Origin of the sequence: Streptomyces sp. NPDC102437, from assembly GCF_044765565.1 — a bacterium.
In the GTDB taxonomy this organism is placed as follows: domain Bacteria; phylum Actinomycetota; class Actinomycetes; order Streptomycetales; family Streptomycetaceae; genus Streptomyces.
Genome location: NZ_JBIWKI010000076.1, coordinates 1 through 16,015, shown reverse-complemented (window position 1 = coordinate 16,015; position 16,015 = coordinate 1). Strand labels below are relative to the sequence as shown.

The 16,015-nt window shown below is 70.5% G+C and carries 19 protein-coding genes and 3 pseudogenes; 8 read left to right on the top strand and 14 right to left on the bottom strand.

Features of this window, described 5'->3' with window-relative positions:
* Positions 1-124: 124 nt before the first annotated feature.
* Positions 125-916, top strand: a pseudogene (locus ACIRJP_RS39955) (IS30 family transposase); the annotation flags it as partial.
* Here the strand turns inward: ACIRJP_RS39955 and ACIRJP_RS39950 are convergent.
* Complete coding sequence (locus ACIRJP_RS39950) at positions 873-1,715, bottom strand: MerR family transcriptional regulator (protein ID WP_404185763.1); 843 nt, start codon at positions 1,713-1,715, stop codon at positions 873-875. The pseudogene ACIRJP_RS39955 and the gene ACIRJP_RS39950 overlap by 44 nt on opposite strands.
* A 232-nt stretch (positions 1,716-1,947) precedes the next feature.
* Between ACIRJP_RS39950 and ACIRJP_RS39945 the strand changes: the two are divergent.
* Positions 1,948-2,205 (top strand): annotated as a pseudogene (locus ACIRJP_RS39945) (IS21 family transposase); the annotation flags it as partial.
* On the opposite strand, the gene ACIRJP_RS39940 reads toward ACIRJP_RS39945, so the two are convergent.
* From ACIRJP_RS39940 to ACIRJP_RS39905, 8 genes and pseudogenes are all read right to left on the bottom strand, one after another.
* Positions 2,204-3,277: a replication-relaxation family protein gene (locus ACIRJP_RS39940; protein WP_404185772.1), complete on the bottom strand. Its 1,074-nt coding sequence runs from the start codon at positions 3,275-3,277 to the stop codon at positions 2,204-2,206. The pseudogene ACIRJP_RS39945 and the gene ACIRJP_RS39940 sit on opposite strands and share 2 nt — an antisense overlap.
* A gap of 485 nt (positions 3,278-3,762) precedes the next feature.
* Entirely contained in the window at positions 3,763-3,984 is a 222-nt protein-coding gene (locus ACIRJP_RS39935; RefSeq protein WP_404185760.1) for a LexA family protein, read from the bottom strand.
* Positions 3,981-4,220 carry a hypothetical protein gene (locus tag ACIRJP_RS39930; RefSeq protein WP_404185769.1) on the bottom strand — a complete coding sequence of 80 codons (240 nt, stop codon included), beginning with the start codon at positions 4,218-4,220 and terminating at the stop codon, positions 3,981-3,983. Before ACIRJP_RS39930 ends, ACIRJP_RS39935 begins: the two co-directional genes overlap by 4 nt.
* 114 nt (positions 4,221-4,334) lie before the next feature.
* Positions 4,335-4,869 (bottom strand): annotated as a pseudogene (locus tag ACIRJP_RS39925) (helix-turn-helix domain-containing protein); the annotation flags it as partial.
* A 27-nt stretch (positions 4,870-4,896) separates the two neighbouring features.
* Positions 4,897-5,352, bottom strand: coding sequence for a carboxymuconolactone decarboxylase family protein (locus tag ACIRJP_RS39920; protein WP_404185757.1), 456 nt, complete (start codon positions 5,350-5,352; stop codon positions 4,897-4,899).
* 106 nt (positions 5,353-5,458) lie between these two features.
* Positions 5,459-5,992 (bottom strand): DinB family protein, encoded by a 534-nt coding sequence (locus ACIRJP_RS39915; RefSeq protein ID WP_404185754.1) that lies wholly within the window; start codon positions 5,990-5,992, stop codon positions 5,459-5,461.
* Between the two features lie 8 nt (positions 5,993-6,000).
* The gene (locus tag ACIRJP_RS39910; RefSeq protein WP_404185751.1) at positions 6,001-6,282 is read right to left on the bottom strand and encodes an antibiotic biosynthesis monooxygenase family protein; all 282 of its coding nucleotides are present in this window, start codon (positions 6,280-6,282) and stop codon (positions 6,001-6,003) included.
* 132 nt (positions 6,283-6,414) lie between these two features.
* Positions 6,415-7,308 (bottom strand): LysR family transcriptional regulator, encoded by an 894-nt coding sequence (locus ACIRJP_RS39905; protein ID WP_404185748.1) that lies wholly within the window; start codon positions 7,306-7,308, stop codon positions 6,415-6,417.
* Positions 7,309-7,430: 122 nt separating this feature from the next.
* Between ACIRJP_RS39905 and ACIRJP_RS39900 the strand changes: the two genes are divergently transcribed.
* From ACIRJP_RS39900 to ACIRJP_RS39885, 4 genes are all read left to right on the top strand, one after another.
* Positions 7,431-8,456 carry an alcohol dehydrogenase catalytic domain-containing protein gene (locus ACIRJP_RS39900; protein WP_404185745.1) on the top strand — a complete coding sequence of 342 codons (1,026 nt, stop codon included), beginning with the start codon at positions 7,431-7,433 and terminating at the stop codon, positions 8,454-8,456.
* Between the two features lie 118 nt (positions 8,457-8,574).
* Positions 8,575-9,681 carry a flavin monoamine oxidase family protein gene (locus ACIRJP_RS39895; RefSeq protein WP_404185742.1) on the top strand — a complete coding sequence of 369 codons (1,107 nt, stop codon included), beginning with the start codon at positions 8,575-8,577 and terminating at the stop codon, positions 9,679-9,681.
* Between the two features lie 114 nt (positions 9,682-9,795).
* Positions 9,796-11,055, top strand: a complete 1,260-nt coding sequence (locus ACIRJP_RS39890) for an MFS transporter (protein ID WP_404185739.1) — start codon at positions 9,796-9,798, stop codon at positions 11,053-11,055.
* Positions 11,052-11,351, top strand: coding sequence for a sulfurtransferase TusA family protein (locus tag ACIRJP_RS39885; RefSeq protein ID WP_404185737.1), 300 nt, complete (start codon positions 11,052-11,054; stop codon positions 11,349-11,351). The genes ACIRJP_RS39890 and ACIRJP_RS39885 overlap by 4 nt, the downstream gene beginning before the upstream one ends.
* Before the next feature lie 517 nt (positions 11,352-11,868).
* On the opposite strand, the gene ACIRJP_RS39880 is transcribed toward ACIRJP_RS39885, so the two are convergent.
* Together ACIRJP_RS39880 and ACIRJP_RS39875 are read right to left on the bottom strand one after the other, a co-directional pair.
* A complete protein-coding gene (locus ACIRJP_RS39880; protein WP_404185734.1) occupies positions 11,869-12,561 on the bottom strand; it encodes a hypothetical protein in 693 nt (230 codons plus the stop codon).
* Entirely contained in the window at positions 12,530-12,892 is a 363-nt protein-coding gene (locus ACIRJP_RS39875) for a hypothetical protein (protein ID WP_404185731.1), read from the bottom strand. The genes ACIRJP_RS39880 and ACIRJP_RS39875 overlap by 32 nt, the downstream gene beginning before the upstream one ends.
* Before the next feature lie 152 nt (positions 12,893-13,044).
* On the opposite strand from ACIRJP_RS39875, the gene ACIRJP_RS39870 reads away from it, so the two are divergent.
* Positions 13,045-13,305, top strand: a complete 261-nt coding sequence (locus ACIRJP_RS39870) for a hypothetical protein (protein ID WP_404185728.1) — start codon at positions 13,045-13,047, stop codon at positions 13,303-13,305.
* 39 nt (positions 13,306-13,344) lie between these two features.
* Here the strand turns inward: ACIRJP_RS39870 and ACIRJP_RS39865 are convergent, their stop codons facing one another.
* The gene (locus ACIRJP_RS39865; protein ID WP_404185725.1) at positions 13,345-14,292 is read right to left on the bottom strand and encodes an ATP-dependent DNA ligase; all 948 of its coding nucleotides are present in this window, start codon (positions 14,290-14,292) and stop codon (positions 13,345-13,347) included.
* A 43-nt stretch (positions 14,293-14,335) separates the two neighbouring features.
* On the opposite strand from ACIRJP_RS39865, the gene ACIRJP_RS39860 reads away from it, so the two are divergent.
* Positions 14,336-14,692, top strand: coding sequence for a DUF6191 domain-containing protein (locus ACIRJP_RS39860; RefSeq protein WP_404185722.1), 357 nt, complete (start codon positions 14,336-14,338; stop codon positions 14,690-14,692).
* Positions 14,693-14,904: 212 nt separating this feature from the next.
* On the opposite strand, the gene ACIRJP_RS39855 is transcribed toward ACIRJP_RS39860, so the two are convergent.
* On the bottom strand, positions 14,905-15,414 hold the full coding sequence (locus ACIRJP_RS39855) for a winged helix-turn-helix domain-containing protein (protein ID WP_404185766.1): 510 nt from the start codon (positions 15,412-15,414) through the stop codon (positions 14,905-14,907).
* 42 nt (positions 15,415-15,456) lie between these two features.
* Positions 15,457-15,738 (bottom strand): DUF6233 domain-containing protein, encoded by a 282-nt coding sequence (locus tag ACIRJP_RS39850; protein WP_404185719.1) that lies wholly within the window; start codon positions 15,736-15,738, stop codon positions 15,457-15,459.
* Between the last annotated feature and the right edge of the window lie 277 nt (positions 15,739-16,015).

The window sequence follows — 16,015 nt, the reverse complement described above, 5'->3', positions numbered from 1 at the left end:
TAGATCAGCCGGGATCGGTGGCCGGGTTTGTAGCAGGTCAGTGCGGCGATCGATATTCGTCTGCGAGACCGGCCGCGGACTCGCACCACCGGAGTCCGGCCGCGCTGGGACCAGGTCTTGGCAGCGGCTCGAGGTGGACTTCCCCGAAGATGAATCCATGCGCATCTCCCCGGAGGCGATCTACCAGGCCCTCTACGTGCAAGGACGCGGGGCACTCAAGCGCGAGCTGGTCGCGTGCCTGCGCACCGGACGGTCACTGCGCGTCCCTTGAGAGCGCACCAGGCAGAGCGTCCGTGGCCACGTCACGGCCGACGTGCTGATCAGTGAGCGGCCCGCCGAAGCCGAAGACCGCGCCGTCCCAGGGCACTGGGAAGGCGACCTCATCATCGGGACCGGCCGGTCCGCGATCGGCACGCTGGTCGAGCGCAGCACGCGGTTCACGATGCTGCTGCACCTGCCCCGCATGGAGGGCTTCGGCACCGAACCACGCACCAAGAACGGGCCCGCGCTGGCCGGCCGCGGCGCCGCGGCCGTCAAGGACGCGATCACCGCCACCATCACCACGCTGCCCGAGCAACTGCGCAGGTCACTGACCTGGGACCGCGGAGCGGAACTGGCCCAACACGCCCAACTCCGCATCGAATCCGGGCTCCAGGTCTACTTCGCCGACCCCCACAGCCCCTGGCAGCGCGGCACCAACGAAAACATGAACGGTCTGCTGCGTCAGTACTTTCCCAAGGGCACGGACCTGTCGCGTTGGGACGCCGACGAGCTCCAAGCCGTCGCCGCCACCCTCAACAACAGACCCCGCAAGACCCTCGGCTTCGTGTCGGTGGCCAATCCGGGATCCTCACGCACGGCCACACCAGCGATCAGCTGCCTGCGGAGAGGTCCCCGTCAAGGAGCCGTGCCGTGAGTTCCATGCACCGCGCCCGGGCCGCGGAGAAGCCATAGGGCATCTTGGTTACCGCTTCGAAGGCACTCATCTGGGCGTCCTCCTCGCCGCTCGCCTCGGCGTCGTAGGTCTCGAAGAGCTTCTCCTCGGCCACGTCCAGTCCGGCCGCTTCAATGGCCTGGAGCAGGGCCTTGTGGTGGGCGCAGTGCTGCGCGGCGAGTTCCTCGACCTGCGGGTCGTGGGGGTCGACGGTGTCATCGAGGGCGGCGTCGGCCGCGTCGAGGCGGTCCGCCTCGGCCCGTAGGCCGGGATGGGTCGCCAGGGTGATGAACACGCTGGCCTGAATTGCGGCTCCCAGCGGCCCGAAGATCCGTTCCGTGACCAGCAGGGCGTCCAGGTCGGAAGGGCGCAGTGCGCCAGAAGGCAGGTGGCTGAGCCGGTCCGTGACCAACGGGGAGAGCAAGCCCAGTGGGCTGCCCACGACCCGCAGGCGCTGGACTGCCGCGCGCTGACGCTTGATGTCGGCCTCCTGGGCGGCCAGGGTCTCCTCCAGCCGGCCCAGGATGTCCTCAACGTCCCGGGCTTCGTCGAAGGCGGCCCGCATGTCGTCCAGGCTGATGCTGGCCTCGGACATCTTGCGGATCCACAGCAGGCGGATCATGTCGTCGTAGCCGTAGCGGCGGCGTCCGTCTCCGCCTCGCTCGGGCTCCGGCAGCAGACCGATCTGGTGGTAGTGACGAATGGCGCGCGGGGTGGTGCCGGCGAAGGCGGCGGCATCGCCGATCTTGACCTCGCGGGGAGGCGTGGCGGAGGGGTACATCGCAGACAGGGCCTTTCGTGCTGTGGTGCCCTCGACGACACCACATGCCGCTACGGCATGTGCAACTACACACCACCCGGACCCTGACGGGCTATCGGGCGGTCCCTTGTCGGCGTACACGTGAACGTCCCCAGTCTCGTACGGATGAAAAGGGACAGTTGCTGATGCGGTGAGAGACCTGCTGCTCGGCACTCTGCTGGTTGGTCGATACGGACGGCGGAGGGGGCTGGCAGTGGTCTTGGATCCGCAGCGTTGGCTGGAGCTTCGGCGCTTTCGTGGTCTCCTGGAGTCCGGGGCGATGAGCCTGTCGGAGATCGCCAGGGAGACCGGGCTCGACCGCAAGACGGTCCGCAAGTACCTGTCAGCGCCGGGGTCGGCGACCCCTCCGCGGCGATCGCCGAGCGGGCGGTCGCGGGCAAGGGTGATCGATGAGTTCGGGCCGCTGATCGACTCGATGCTCCGGGCCGAGGTCCTGATGAAGGCCGCGGTCACGGCCTGGCCCTCGCATCCGTCGCACAGCGTCGGATGCCACCGCGGTCCCGGCGTCGGGTATGTCTCGGCCGCCTTCCACCGGTCGTCGGAGAGCTTCGTGCCGCAGCCGGCGCATGCCGGACGGCGCGCTTCCCGCTCGGCCTTCTGCTGCTCGGCCGCACGGCGCAGCTGCTCCTTGTACGCGCGTTCGTGGGCCTGTTGCTCGGCTCGTCTGCGTGTGTCGGCCGCCTCGCGGCGGGGGTTGCCGATCGCTTCGCGCAGGGGCTGCATGTGGTCGCGGCCGAAGCGGAGGAACACCGCGCCGTGCGGGCCGTGCTCGCGCAGGTTGCGCAGCCCGGTCGCGATGATGGGGATCTTCCCGTTGTAGAGGTGGTGGTCCTCGAACCACTGCCCTGCCCACAGGTGGCGGTGAGTTCGGTCAGGCGCGGGATGGTGCGGTTGGGGTTGCGGTCGCCGAGGCGGTTGAACACGAGCAGGACGGGCGGGTGCGGTACGTCGGCAGGGCGGCCCTCGGGGACAGTCCAGCGGGTGCGCCACATCGGGCGCTCCTTGCCGTCGGTGTCCTTCGTCTTCCGGCGGAAGAAGCGGGCGTACTTCTCCAGTTTGTCGGCGAGTTCCTCGGCGGTCTCGTGGCAGTTGTCGGCCTCGATGAACAGCAGCGGCCCCTGGTCCTGCGGGGCGGTGAGGACGATGTCGGCCTGGGCTCCGCCCTTGCCGGGCGTGCTCCAGGTGCCGGTGGCGGGCAGCGGGACCTCGGTCCAGTACTGAGCGATGGTGCCGATCCCGCCGGGTGCATCGATGGCGGCCTGGGCAGCCGCCCGGACCTCGGCAGGATCCTCGGTCATCCGGGCCAGGTTCGGCTTGGGGCGCAGCATCGCGATGATGGTCTCGTTGACGGCCATGGGGTGGGTGGCGCCGCTGGCGCCCGCGCCGCGGGCGGTGGAGCCCATCTCCGTCACGGGGCGTCCGAGTTCGTAGGAGGCGGCTTCCAGGCCCTTGGTGGTGAGGTTGCGCAGGGTCTCCCCGCCCGAGGTGGTGCCGCCGTTCTCGGTGAGGCCGTGCTTGCGCATGTCGGAGAGCGCGCCGGGCCGGGCCCGTGGTCGGGCCGGGTCCGGCAACGGGGCCCGGCTGCTGGTCGGTGTGGTCATCGCGTGGTCTCCTCGGCCCGAACGGCCCCGGAGCGGGGCGGTGATCGAGGCAGAGCGTGCACACCCCCCTTGTCCGCCGTCTGACAGCGGCCGGTAGCGAACCCGGACAAGGAGCAACACCGTTGCACGCGGCCGGCAACCGGCCTGGACAAGGGGGTCATGGTCGGGCCGACCACGGTCCGTCGGTCGCGGCGACCACGGAGTACACCCCCGCCGAAAGCGGCCTAGAACAGAAGAGCCTCGCCCGGGGCGCGGAACTACCCGCCCGCTACGACCGCGTGACCTGCGGGAGTTTCAAATTTCGGAGCCCGCCTGAGGCGGCTGCCGGGTCGCCCGCAGGTCCGCCAGGAGCGGGGGTCGAGAACACCCGGCCGCTGACCCAATTGCTGACCCGCACATCGCCGGGGTCAGGTGGTGAGGCGGCAGGAGCGCCAGCAGTGGCCGGTGCGGCTGATCAGTCCGCGGGCTTCGAGGCGGCCCAGCTGGTAGGCGACGGAGCTGGTGCTGGACAGCCCGACCCGTTCGCCGATCTGCCGGACGGACGGGCTCTCGCCGGTCTCGGCGATCCAGTCCCGGATCGCGGACAGGATCGCCTCCTGCCGGGAGGACAAGACGTCGGGCTGGGTCATGCCGCTCGCGTCCCGCGCTGCTCCTGGCGGTGGGCGAGCCGGCGCAGCTCGACCCGGGCGGCGGGCGTGCCGGGCGGGGTGGACCAGAACGGATGCCACAGCAGGTAGGCGGACAGGTCCAGGAGGCGGCGGCGCAGGGCGGTGGTGTGGCGGGGGCGGGATTCGGCGAGCTGCCGGTAGGTGGTGAGCCAGTCGCGCTGGGCCCGGACCAGATCGTCTGGGTAGGAGTACGTCATACTCCGATTAGAGCATTTGTTCGATTTTGCATGCGACTCGATCCGGGGCAGTCCGCTCGAACGGATGTGCCGGAGCGCGATAGGTGTCACCTGAGCGCGGTACCTGTCACCGACCGCCGTGAGGAGATGGGCGGCGTGGTCGAAGCGCACCAGCCGGGCGGCATGCTTGGGGGTGAGGCCGATCTGGGACCGGAAGCGGGACCATAGGCGCTTACGGCTCCATCCCACCTCGTTCGCCAGGCTGTCGACGCGCACCCGTCCCCGGCTGGTGAGCATCATTCCCCAGGCAGCGGCTACCTCTGGATCAAGCGACGGGCGGGTGCTCATCCGTCGACCAAGGGCATCCAGTGCGATCGTGAACCGCTCGTCCCACGACGTGGCCGGCCCGCAGTCTTTCCTCGGCTCGCCCGGCGTCGCGGCCCCAGACATCCTCCAGGGAGACCACCGTCCCGCTGAGGTCGGTCGATGCGCCGAGCACCGCAACCGCCAGGACCGGTGACAACCGGATCTGGAGGCACTCGATCCCTCCGGCCGCCCGGCCTCCGAGCCGAAGGTCGCCCGGTGCCAGTCCAACGACCGCGCTGCCGCATTCGCGTCGGCCGTGGGCGTCGTAGACAAGGCCGTCTTCGTCGCTCAGGTCCACGAACAGAGTGACTGAGGGGTGCGCGAGGGAGTCTCAGATGGCCAGCGCGACCAGGAAGCGCGAGACCATGTTGTAGGCCGCGACGGTCGCGACTGCTTCGACGGTCTGGGCTTCACCGAACAGGCGCTTCAGCTCTTCGATGACGTCGGCATCGACCTCGACCTGTCGCGTGGACTGATCGGTCAGAGTGAGTAGGGCGAGTTCTTCTTCGTTGAACAGGCCGCTTTCCGAAGGATTTCCCTTGAGGGCTTCGCACTTTTCTTCCGTGCCGCCTGCCTGCAGGTACGCCGGGTGATGGACGCCCCACTCGAAGTCGGCGCGGTTGAGCACGGCCACACGCAACATGATCAGTTCGCGGTGTTCCAGCGCCAGGGTGAACTCCGCGCGAACCCGGCCCAGCAGTCCGTTCCATCCTGTCGCGAGCGGGGAGCTCTTCAGCAGGACACGGTCGATGCCGATCAGCTCACCGCCCGGCCTGCGTGCCTTCATTCCCGCGAGGAGTTCGGGTGGGGGCGAGGGGTGGCTGTCGTCTTGCCAGGGGGTGACTCGCACATCACTCACGTTGTGCTCCTTCACTGTGCGCCGGCCGAAGGGGTCAGGCGTAGGGGTTGCAGATGAGGTAGCCGTCGACGCGGCTGAGGCGGTCCGATTCAGGGTCGGGCGGCAGCGCGTGGCCGAGGTTGTCGGCACGGACCTCGCTGATCCACTGGCCGTGCTGGTACTCGTGGTTGATCAGCGCGATCAGCAGGTGGTTCGCGACGATGGCCAGCTGGCTGGGGGCGCCGACTCGGCCGGCGGCGATGTCGCCGATGCGGGCGTGGACGCGTTCGGCGACGGTGTCGCGGAAGGCGGTGAGCCGTTCGACGGTGGGCAGCGCGCCGCGGAACTTCTCCGGGTTCGCCGAGTCCATGATCCCGTCCAGTTCCGGGTCGGGGCTGGGCTCGGCCGCGGTCAGGTTGCGGATCATGAAGTGGGCGACGTGGGCCTGGTGCCCGAGGTGCCAGCCGATGGCGCTGGACTCCTCGTGCGGGCGCCAGGTCACCTCGTCCGGGCTGAGGTCTTTCCACAGCTCGTCGGTGTAGGAGCGGGCGCGGTCGTATTCGCGCAGCAGCGCCGTGATCTCGTGCACGACCGGGCTCAGACGGTGTCGTAGACGCGCACGTCGGGGTCGGCCTTCAGCAGTGAAGACAGGCCGCCGACGACGTCACGGGTGAACAGCTCGCTCGTCAGGTACGCCTTGGCGTCGGCGACGCTCCGGAAACCGTGGAGGACCTGGACGTCCTCGTCGCGGACGAGGAGCTCCTTGCTGAGAGCCCCGGGGACGGTGTCGAGGAACGGCTGCCTGTACTTCTGGTACACCTCGGCGGCGGCACCGCGGTTGATCGGGTCCACCTGAAGCGTGATCTCAAGATACGCCATGGTTATGCCTCGCTCGATTGGCAGGGAGGGGACGGAGCGGTGAGTGGCGCAACGTGCCTGCCAAGTTAGGCATTCCCGGCAAGGTCCGGTAGAGGATCTCTCTGAATCAGGCTATAAGCGATGCATATGGCCCTAGCGGCGGGCGGCCGCCAGGCTGTCGGCGAGGCGGAGCAGGTCCGGGCCGAGCGGGGAGTCGGCGCTCCAGACCGCTTCGAAGGAGATCTGCACCTCGCGGCCCTGGTCGTGCAGGGGGCGATGGCAGACATCGGGCGAGGTGAGCTTGGAGCGCGGGACCATCGCCGAGCCCAGGCCGAGCTTCGTCCAGTCCTCCAGGACCCGGTAGCTGGCGGCCTCGCCCGGATAGGTGTTCAGGGGCATCTCGTGCGCCTGGAAGAGCTGGGTGGTGAACGTGGTCAGGCCGCAGGTGTCAGGGACGAGGATGAACTGCTCCTTGCCGGCCTCCGCGAGTTCGACAGGGGTCGCCTCCGCCGTGTCGGGGCTGACGACGACGATCGGCTCGACGTCGATGACCCGGTGCTCGAAGCGCGGCATCGCGGCCACGGCCGGGATCAGGATGATGTCCAGCTGCCCGGCCAGCAGGCATTCGCGCAGCTCCTGCATGTTCGCCTCGCGCAGCACCAGGTCCCGGGCCACGGGAAGGCCCTGAACCATGCTGAACGCCCTGGCCACCAGGTGCGAGCCGATCAGCGGCGAGACACCCATGCGGATCTTCTGCTCGCCGGGTTCGGTCAGCCGCCGCGCTTCCGCCCCGACCGCGTCGAGCGCGATCAGGGCGCGCTCGACCAGCGGCAGGATTCGCACCCCGAACGCGGTCTGGGTCACACCGCGCGGCGACCGTTCGAACAGCTTGTCGCCGAGGCGCTCCTCCAGCTTGGCGATTCCGTTCGACAGGGCGGGCTGGGTGACCCCGTACGCCCTCGCTGCGGCGCTGAACGCCTTGGTCTCGGCGACCGCCTGCGCGTACCGGAGCCCTTCGAGGTTCAGGCGGTCCGTCGTCATAGCCATGGCTTATCGCTCCATTCACGGAGGTCCCCTACCGGGCGGGTTTTCCTCTGCCTACGGTGGGGCTCCTGCTGATTCAGCATAACCAGCAGCTATGAGCATCGTCGTTCGGAACGGAAGGCACCATGTCGGACAGCGTGACCATGGCCGTGACCGAGCCCCGCGGTCCCCTGCACCCCGTGGTGGCCGAGGCGGCGGCGCCGCCCGCCGGGTGGGTCCGGGTGTCGGTGGTGGCGAGCGGTGTGTGCAACGCGGACATCGGAACGGCCGCGGCCACCGGCAAGGGCACTGCCTTCCCCGTCACCCCCGGCCACGAGGTCGCTGGTGTCGTCGCCGAGACCGGCGACCGGGTCGAGGGCTGGGCGGTCGGTGACCGGGTGGCCGTCGGCTGGTTCGGCGGCAGCTGCGGCCACTGCGCGTACTGTCGCGTGGGTGATGTCGTCCACTGCGCCGAGCGGAAGATCCCCGGCCTGTCGTATCCGGGCGGCTGGGCGCAGAGCATCACCGTGCCCGCCGACGCGCTGGCCCGTGTCCCCGACGGTCTCGGCCTCTTCGACGCGGCTCCGTTCGGCTGCGCCGGGGTGACGACCTTCAACGCGATCCGCAAGGCCGGAATCCGCGCGGGCGGACGGGTCGCCGTGTTCGGGATCGGTGGCCTGGGCCACCTCGCCGTCCAGTTCGCCACGAGGTTCGGCTACGAGACCGTGACCATCGCCCGCGGCGGCGACCGTGAGCGGCTCGCCCGCGACCTCGGCGCCCACCACTACGTCGACAGCGACGTCCAGGCGCCCGGAGCCGTGCTCAAGGCGCTCGGCGGCGCCGACCTCATCGTCTACACCGCCTCCTCCACCGCCCCCGTGGACGAGCTGCTGACCGGCCTGGCCGTGCACGGGCAGCTCACCCTCGTCGGCGTCGACGCCGGATCGGTGACCGTTCCGGCGGCCCAGCTCGTCATGAACAGCCGCACCCTCACCGGACACCTGACCGGCAGCCCACGCGAGACGGAGGAAGCCATGGCCTTCGCCGTCACCACGGGCGTGCGCCCGATGATCGAGCGGATGCCCCTGGAGAAGGCGGGCGAAGCCGTCACCCGGCTCCGCTCCGGGGCTCCCCGCTTCCGCATCGTGCTGGACGCCTCCGACAGCGAGTAGCCGGCCACCTTCCCCGCCGTGTGTCTCAGCCGCGCGGCGGGCAGCCACCTGCCTTCTTGGCCCGATGCCGCAACCACCGACGACAGCGGGGGTCAGCCTGCTCAGATTGGAGCCACACATGTCCCCTCAGGCCAGCCACGACGTCATCGTGATCGGCGCCGGCGCCTCCGGACTGGCCGCGGCCAGTCCGCTGCACGCCGCCCGTCGCGACGTCCTCGTCCTCGAGGCCCGCGACCGCGTCGGCGGACGCCTGCTCTCCGCCGCCACCGCGCACCCCGAGCGGGCCCTCGATCTCGGAGCCACCTGGTTCTGGGACGGCGAGGAACGCATCCGCACCCTGGCCGCCCGCAGTGGCATCGCTACCTTCGACCAGCACCTCGCCGGCGACACGATGCTCCAGGAGACCACCGGCATCCGCCGTCTCGCCGGCAACCTGATCGACGCGCCCTCCAGCCGCTTCGCCGCAGGGGCGCAGAGCATCGCCACAGCGCTCGCGGCCGGGCTGCCCGCCGGGTCTCTTCGGCTGGGCACGCCCGTCACCGCTGTCCGTCAGGGCGGTCACAGCGACCTCGACGTCCTGACCCCGGTCGGCGCTCTCCACGCCGAGCACGTGATCCTGGCCGTTCCCCCGGCCCTGGCCCTGGAGCGCATCGACTTCGATGACGCGCTTCCCGCCGACCTCACACGCCTGGCCCGGTCCACCCCGGTCTGGATGGGCGCCGTCGCCAAGGTCGTCGCCCACTACCCCGCTGCCTTCTGGCGGGAGGACGGACTGGCGGGTGCGGCGTTCAGCAGGACCGGACCGCTCCAGGAGATCCACGACATGTCCGGGCCCGGCGGCGAGCCCCCCGCGCTCTTCGGCTTCGCGCACGCCCGCACCGTCCGCCCCGGTTTCGAGCAGGCCGTCACCACCCAGCTCGCCCGACTCTTCGGCCCGGCGGCCGACTCCCCCGTGGCCCTGCACGTGCAGGACTGGAGCGCCGAGCGGTGGACCGCCCCGTCCACCGTGCAGCACCTCGCCGACTACTCGCTCTTCGGCCACCGCCTCTACCGGCGCCCGGCGCTGGACGGCCGCCTGCACTGGGCGTCGACCGAGACGGCGACCGAGTGCGCCGGACACATCGAGGGCGCCCTCGCCTCCGGAGAACGCGCGGCGCGGGCCGTCCTCGCGGTGCCCGCCGACGCCGACGACACCGCCCTCGGCGTCACCGCCCCCAACAGGTAGACCACTGGCCTGACGCCGCGCGGATTCCGTACGGCTGACCGCCCCGAGCCCCGAGCTCTTCCGCCATGCCCGGCTTCCTCGCGCATGGCGCCACCGCCGTCCCGGAAGAGACAGATGACCAACACCGCACCCGCTGGAACGACGCCCCTCATATCCGACCCAGCCCGCGCCCAGCGGCGCGTCCTCCGTGTCCTGGTCGCCTCCCAGATCCTCAGCGGCGCCGGACTCGCCGCCGGCGTCACGGTCGGCGCGCTCCTCGCGCAGGAAATGCTCGGCACCACTACCCTCGCCGGGCTGCCCAGCGCCCTGTTCACCGCCGGTTCCGCACTCGCGGCCGTGGCCGTCGGCCGCATCTCGCAGGCCCGCGGCCGCCGCCCGGGCCTGGCCGCCGGCTACCTCGCCGGGGCGGTCGGCTCGGCCGGCGTCATCCTCGCCGCCGTCCTCGACAACCCCGTCCTTCTTTTCCTCGCCCTGTTCGTCTACGGCGCGGGCACCGCCACCAACCTCCAGGCCCGCTACGCCGGAGCCGACCTCGCCGCACCTGGCCACCGGGGCCGGGCCCTGTCCACGGTTCTGGTCGCCACCACGCTCGGCGGCGTCGCCGGCCCCAACCTCGCCGCCCCCACGGGCACCTTCGCCGAGCATCTCGGCATTCCGAACCTGGCAGGACCGTTCATCCTGTCCGGTGCCGCGTACGCGCTTGCCGCGCTCGTCCTCGTTGTCTGGCTCCGGCCCGACCCCCTTCTGACGGCCCGCGCCCTGGCCGAGGCGGAAAGGGCTGCGGCCCCGACCGCGAGCTCCGACGCCGACGACGCGGCAGTCGGGCGTGGAGGCGTGGTCCTCGGCGCGCTCGTCATGATCCTGACCCAGCTCGTGATGGTCGCGATCATGACGATGACGCCGGTCCACATGCACGACCACGGCCACGGCACCGCCGCCTCCGGCCTCGTCATCGCCATCCACATCGGCGCCATGTACCTCCCCTCCCCGCTCACAGGCTGGCTGGTCGACCGCCTCGGCCATATGAAGATCGCCACGGCCTCCGGGATCACCCTGCTGGCCTCCGGCCTCCTCGCCGCGCTCGCCCCCGCCGACTCGATCGCCCTCCTCGCGCTCGCCCTCGCACTGCTCGGCCTCGGCTGGAACTTCGGCCTCGTCTCCGGCACCGCGATCATCACCGACACCGTCCCGCTCGCAACCCGCGCCAAGACCCAGGGCATGGTCGACGTCTCCATCGCCCTCGCCGGCGCCACCGGAGGTATGGCCTCCGGCATCATGGTCGCCGCCACCAGCTACCCCGCCCTCGCCCTCACCGGCGGCATCCTCTCCCTCGCCCTCCTGCCCATCGTCGCGGCCACCGCCTACCGCCGATGAGCCCTGTGACCCCCGAAACCCCCGCGCCGGGCATCACTGTCGACGGCACCGGCCTGCTCTGCGTCACCCTCCTGCTGCGCCTGCGCAGAGAGATCGACGGCGCCGAGCCGGGCACCGTCGTCCACGTCATCGCCACCGCCCCGGCCGCCGCGCTCGACCTGCCCGCCTGGTGCCACATGACCGGCCACCACTACCTCGGCCCCGTGCCCGGGCACGCCCCTGACCGGTACGCCTTACGCCTTGCCGCGCAACCGACGCCGACCCGGCATGACGCCCCCTGGCACCGAGACGAGTGACTTCTCCACTGCGTGCAATCCATCGCACTCTGCCAGGTCAGGCCGAGTCGGTGCGCGCTGAGCTGCTGTGATCCACCCGAGGCCATCTGGACGAGTTGGATGGGCAAGGCGTGCCGAAGTGCCTGGTGGGTGTGGGCGGGGACGTCGAAGTGCTGCTGGAGCCACGGCTCGGGAAGGAACTGCGGGATGTGCTGCCAGCCGAAGGACGCGAGGACAGCGGGCGGGATCTTCCAGCCGTGGGCCGCAGGGCGCCCGCTGTACCTCCTGGTAGGCCGGGTGAGGGCGTCGGCCTCGTCGGCGAGCCGCCGCAGCGCCGGGGAGGCGTGCCGGGTGCTGTTGAGGACGGTGTGCCAGCGGTGGTGCGGGATCATCCCGTAGGCGGTTTGGGCCGTGAGGCCGGTGGCCTCGGCGACGCTGCGCGGTGCGATCTCCAGGCGGTGGGCCAGGCGCAGGATGAAGCCGGTCAGGCTCTCGCCCGGCAGGGGATCGAGGCTGCGGGGCAGGGGACGCCGCACGCTCATCCCGCCTCCCCTCTCGGCGTCGGGAGTCCGCGGTCGTCGAAGACGGTGTTCGCACCGTGCGCCGGACGACGCCGCCTGGCCGGGCGGGGTGCGGAGGGGATGTCGGGGAGCTCACCGGCCCGGGCGTCCAGGTCGCCGAGCTGTTCGGGGTGCAGGACGGTGCGCCGCTCCTCGCCGCTGGACATGGCCTCGGTGCAGCCGTCCTCGATCAGGCGGCGCAGCAGTCCGATCACGCCGCCGGTGCGGCGGTAGAGGTACTCGGGCATGTGGCCGCCGGTGAGCATCCCCGGGTGGGCGCGCAGCAGCCGCAGCTGGTCCTCGATCCCGGCGAGGTGGTCGACGAAGGCACGGATCTGGCCTGGGGTCGTGTACGCGAAGGGGTCGAGGCTGACCAGGTCGAAGCGGCGTTCGGTCTGGGTGGCGGCCGACGGGTTGTGGCCGCGGCCGCGGGGCAGGTCGGGGACGATCAGCTGGCCCGTGGCGGGGTCGAGGTAAGAGCCGCGCAGCAGGCCGGAGCGGGGGATGTCCACGCCGATCAGGACGAGGGTGACGTTCAAGTCCATCAGCTCGCGCACCAGGTCGAGGGTGTCCTGGTCGTCCTCGCGGTGCAGCCGCAGACGGGTGATGTCGTCCAGCAGCAGCGCGGTGGTGCGGTGGTCACGCAGCGAGTCGCGCACCGCGCGGATCATGCTGCTCCCGCCGCCACGAGAACCGACGCATTGGCCGACCAGAGACGACCATGCCGTTCAGATCCCGGACCGCGCACGACACCTCACCGGCCCCAGTCCGCCACGTGGCCGTCCAGCGCCGCGCCCAGTCATCGTCGAGATCAAGAGCCGATCGCCCGGCCGTCACCTGTACCGGAGCCATCAGATCGGTCCACGCGCACTGGTCGGACCACACCACACCCAAGGGCTCTTCGGCGCCACCCTGTTCGAGCACGAGCGCCATCGAATCAGCCCCGCCGCGCCGTTCAAAGCTGATCTTCAACGAACAGCAAGTGACGAAAAGACTGATCACATCCCACAGGTGACAAGAATCGTGAGCAGACAGTGACAACCGTTGTGCTCCGTCTTACGGATACGCCCAGGCAGACCGGCATCCCTGGTGACAGCCATCGTGCTCCGGCACAACGGATGACGCCGCCAGGTGGCCGGTGCGAGCCTGACCGCATGACTGCGCTTCCCTGGCGGCGGGTGTACGGATCCGGCCACGACGACCCCTACGAGCAGCCCGGCCATGAGTACGTCGAGCTCGTCGGCGGCGCCCTGGACGGCCAGCTCGTCGACGTCACCCGCTGGACACCTGCGGAACGGGCCACCGGGGCCATGCCGATCACGAACGACGGCGCGTACGGGGCCGGCGGCCGCGCCGACTACGAGGCCCGCCCCGGCGAGCCCGGTCGGTGGGACTGGGTCGGCGACACCCCCTGAACACGGACGAGCTCACCGCAGCCGCCCCGCCCGCTGCCTTCACCCAGCAGCAGGTGCCGCGCCTTCTCCGAACAACGGCACATCGGCCGCCGTGACATCCGTGCGAAGCCGGACGAAACGCAGCGGATGGCGCCAGGCCCCGCGGTCGATGGCGGTGTCCGCGCTGATCTCCGCCACCTGGCCGGGTTCGACCAGAATCGGGTCGAGGCTGTCCCGGCTGCCCCATGCGGCACTGAACCCTACGCCGGTCCATGGATGGCCGGGGCCGGCCGGGCTGAGGTGCCGTGCGACCTGGCGGGCGGCGTCCGGTTTCAGAGGGGTGGTGCGCCCGACCGCACGCAGGCGTCCGTCAGCGTCGCTCCGCCCCAGCACGAGGACCTGCGGGCGGGCGAGTGTGCCGGTGACACCACCGATCAGGGCCTCGGTGGTCTGGCGGCGGCGGACCTTGAACCAGCCTCTGGCGCCCGGCCTGTAGATCTGCCCGAGCCCCTTGATCACGAGGCCCTCCACGCCCTGGACCTCGGTCCATGAGGCAAGCCACTCCTGCGCGACAGCCGGGTCGGTCGTCATCGGACACAACGTCCACGGCGGCGTCAGACCATGCTCGGTGAACAGCCCTTCCAGGACGGTGCGCCGGTGCTCGTACGGCTCCCTGAGCAGTTCCCTGCCCCCGGCCTGCAGGACGTCGAAGGCGATGTAGTGCGCCGGCGCCGCTACGGCGAGCTGCGCGGCGGTGCGCTCACCGGAGACCGCACGGCGCTGCAACGCCTCGAACGAGAGCCGGTCTCCCGACCAGACCACCAGTTCACCGTCGAGGACCAGGCCCCGCGGCAGCTGCCCGGCAGCGGACACCAGATCGGGGAAATGGCGCTGGATCAGACTGCCGCGCCGCGACTGCAGAAGCACAGGACCACCCGGTCCGGCCGGAGTGAACAACAGGGCCCGGAACCCGTCGTTCTCCAGACTGCGAGGTGTCTCATGAGACACCGGCGGCTGACTGCCTCTCTTACCGCCAAGTCATTGGCTCGGCTTGCACTGGCCGTTGTGCACGGTTGTCAGCAGACTGTCAGCACGAACCATCGGTGCCTGGAAGGCGAGACCCTTGCTCCTCACGACTGGCAGTGTCGTCATCTGCCTATGGCTGATCCTCTTTGCGTGGGTCGGCTGGCGGCGGCGCAGGTATGGCGGCGGCGGAGCATCCGCTGCTGAGGCCTGGGGCGAGCTCTTCCATCCGTCACAGCGGCACGTGCAACAGGAGCGGGAACGCCAACTTGTCCTCAGGGACGACGCCGAATCCGGTGCACCGCCCAGCTCGGTTGACCTCGACTCCGGCAAGGCGGTTATCCGCCCCGCGCAGAGCGCCACGAGCAAGTACGACGTGCCGTAACGGTTCGGAACGTCACCATCCGCCCGAGCACGGCTGCCAGTAGTTCTCGGTTTCCTCCAGCCCTGCGCCTCTACGGACCGGTGGAAGCCTGTCATCTTGCCGGACCGCTGCCCCCGCACCAGCACGCCATGTCCGCGTCTTGGCGGCCGATCAGCGGCGAGTTGGTCTGCTTGCCGACTACCTCCGTAGGCGGATGAGCTCGGAGCGTATTTCTACTCCGGCTTCGTCCTCGAAGACGAGCCAGGCTCCACGGGCCGCCGCGAGCCTTCCGCGCGGGGCCACACCTCCTTGACCCACCCCGCGACCGCATCGTCGTCCCGCTCCATCGCTCTGCGGGCCGGTACCTGACAGGACCAGCCGTTACGCACCAACAGCTTCCGCACACCCTGGATCGTGTACGTCAGATGGAAGCGCCGGCCGATGACCGTCTTCACACGGGCCAGCGTCCAGCGCTGGTCCTCCCAGCCATGCGCGGCCGGCCCCTTGGCCAGCTCCGCCTCCAGCTGCGTGAACTGCTGATCGCTCAGCCTCGGGAGCGACGCCGGCCCCTGCGACCGCAAGGACCGCGGGCCGCCCTGGGCCCACGCGTGGCGCCATCGCTGGACCGAGCGGACACTGACCCGCAGATCCCTGGCAATCGCTGTACTGCCCTCGCCCCGGCCGAACCGCTCGGCCGCCTGGAGCCGTAACTCCTCGCGGAACTGCTGCCGTTCGGCCGTCAGCCCGCCCCCTTGTGGGAAACGCGCCGGGCGGTCCGTACGGCCCTACCCGTCGACGAACCCCGTCTCGGGCCTGCAGATCTGGCACGCCTCGATGTCCGGCTCCGTCATGGCGATCACCGCCTCCTCACGGTTGAGGAATCCGCCCTCGACCGGATACAGGGCACAGTCCCAGCGGTGCACCAGAGCCGCCGACGACGACCGCTGCGGCTGGATCTTCCACCGCAGCTCGCCGACCTCATCGCCACCTTTGGACGAGTAACGTGGCGGGCGCTCGACCTGATGCGCGTCTGCGCCGCTCGCGACCGCGCCGCGATCGTGGAGCATTTCGCGCACCTAGGAGGCAGGCCAGCTGGCGTACCCGCCGTGCTCGTCGCACTGCCTCGACTGCCAAGCACCTCGTCACCGCGGTCGTGCGCGTGCCCCCCTGACGCCGGTTCACTGTGCGAGCTCAGGAAGGCGGTCTGCGAACCGATAGCCTGAGCGACGACTTCTGAGAGGGCGTTTAACCTCGGCGTTTCAGTTGGGTCTGCTGGGCGGCTGGGCGAGGTTGTTTCAGGCCGTGTCGGCCGGTGGGCATGGTGAGGGCCCGACGCGGGGTCGG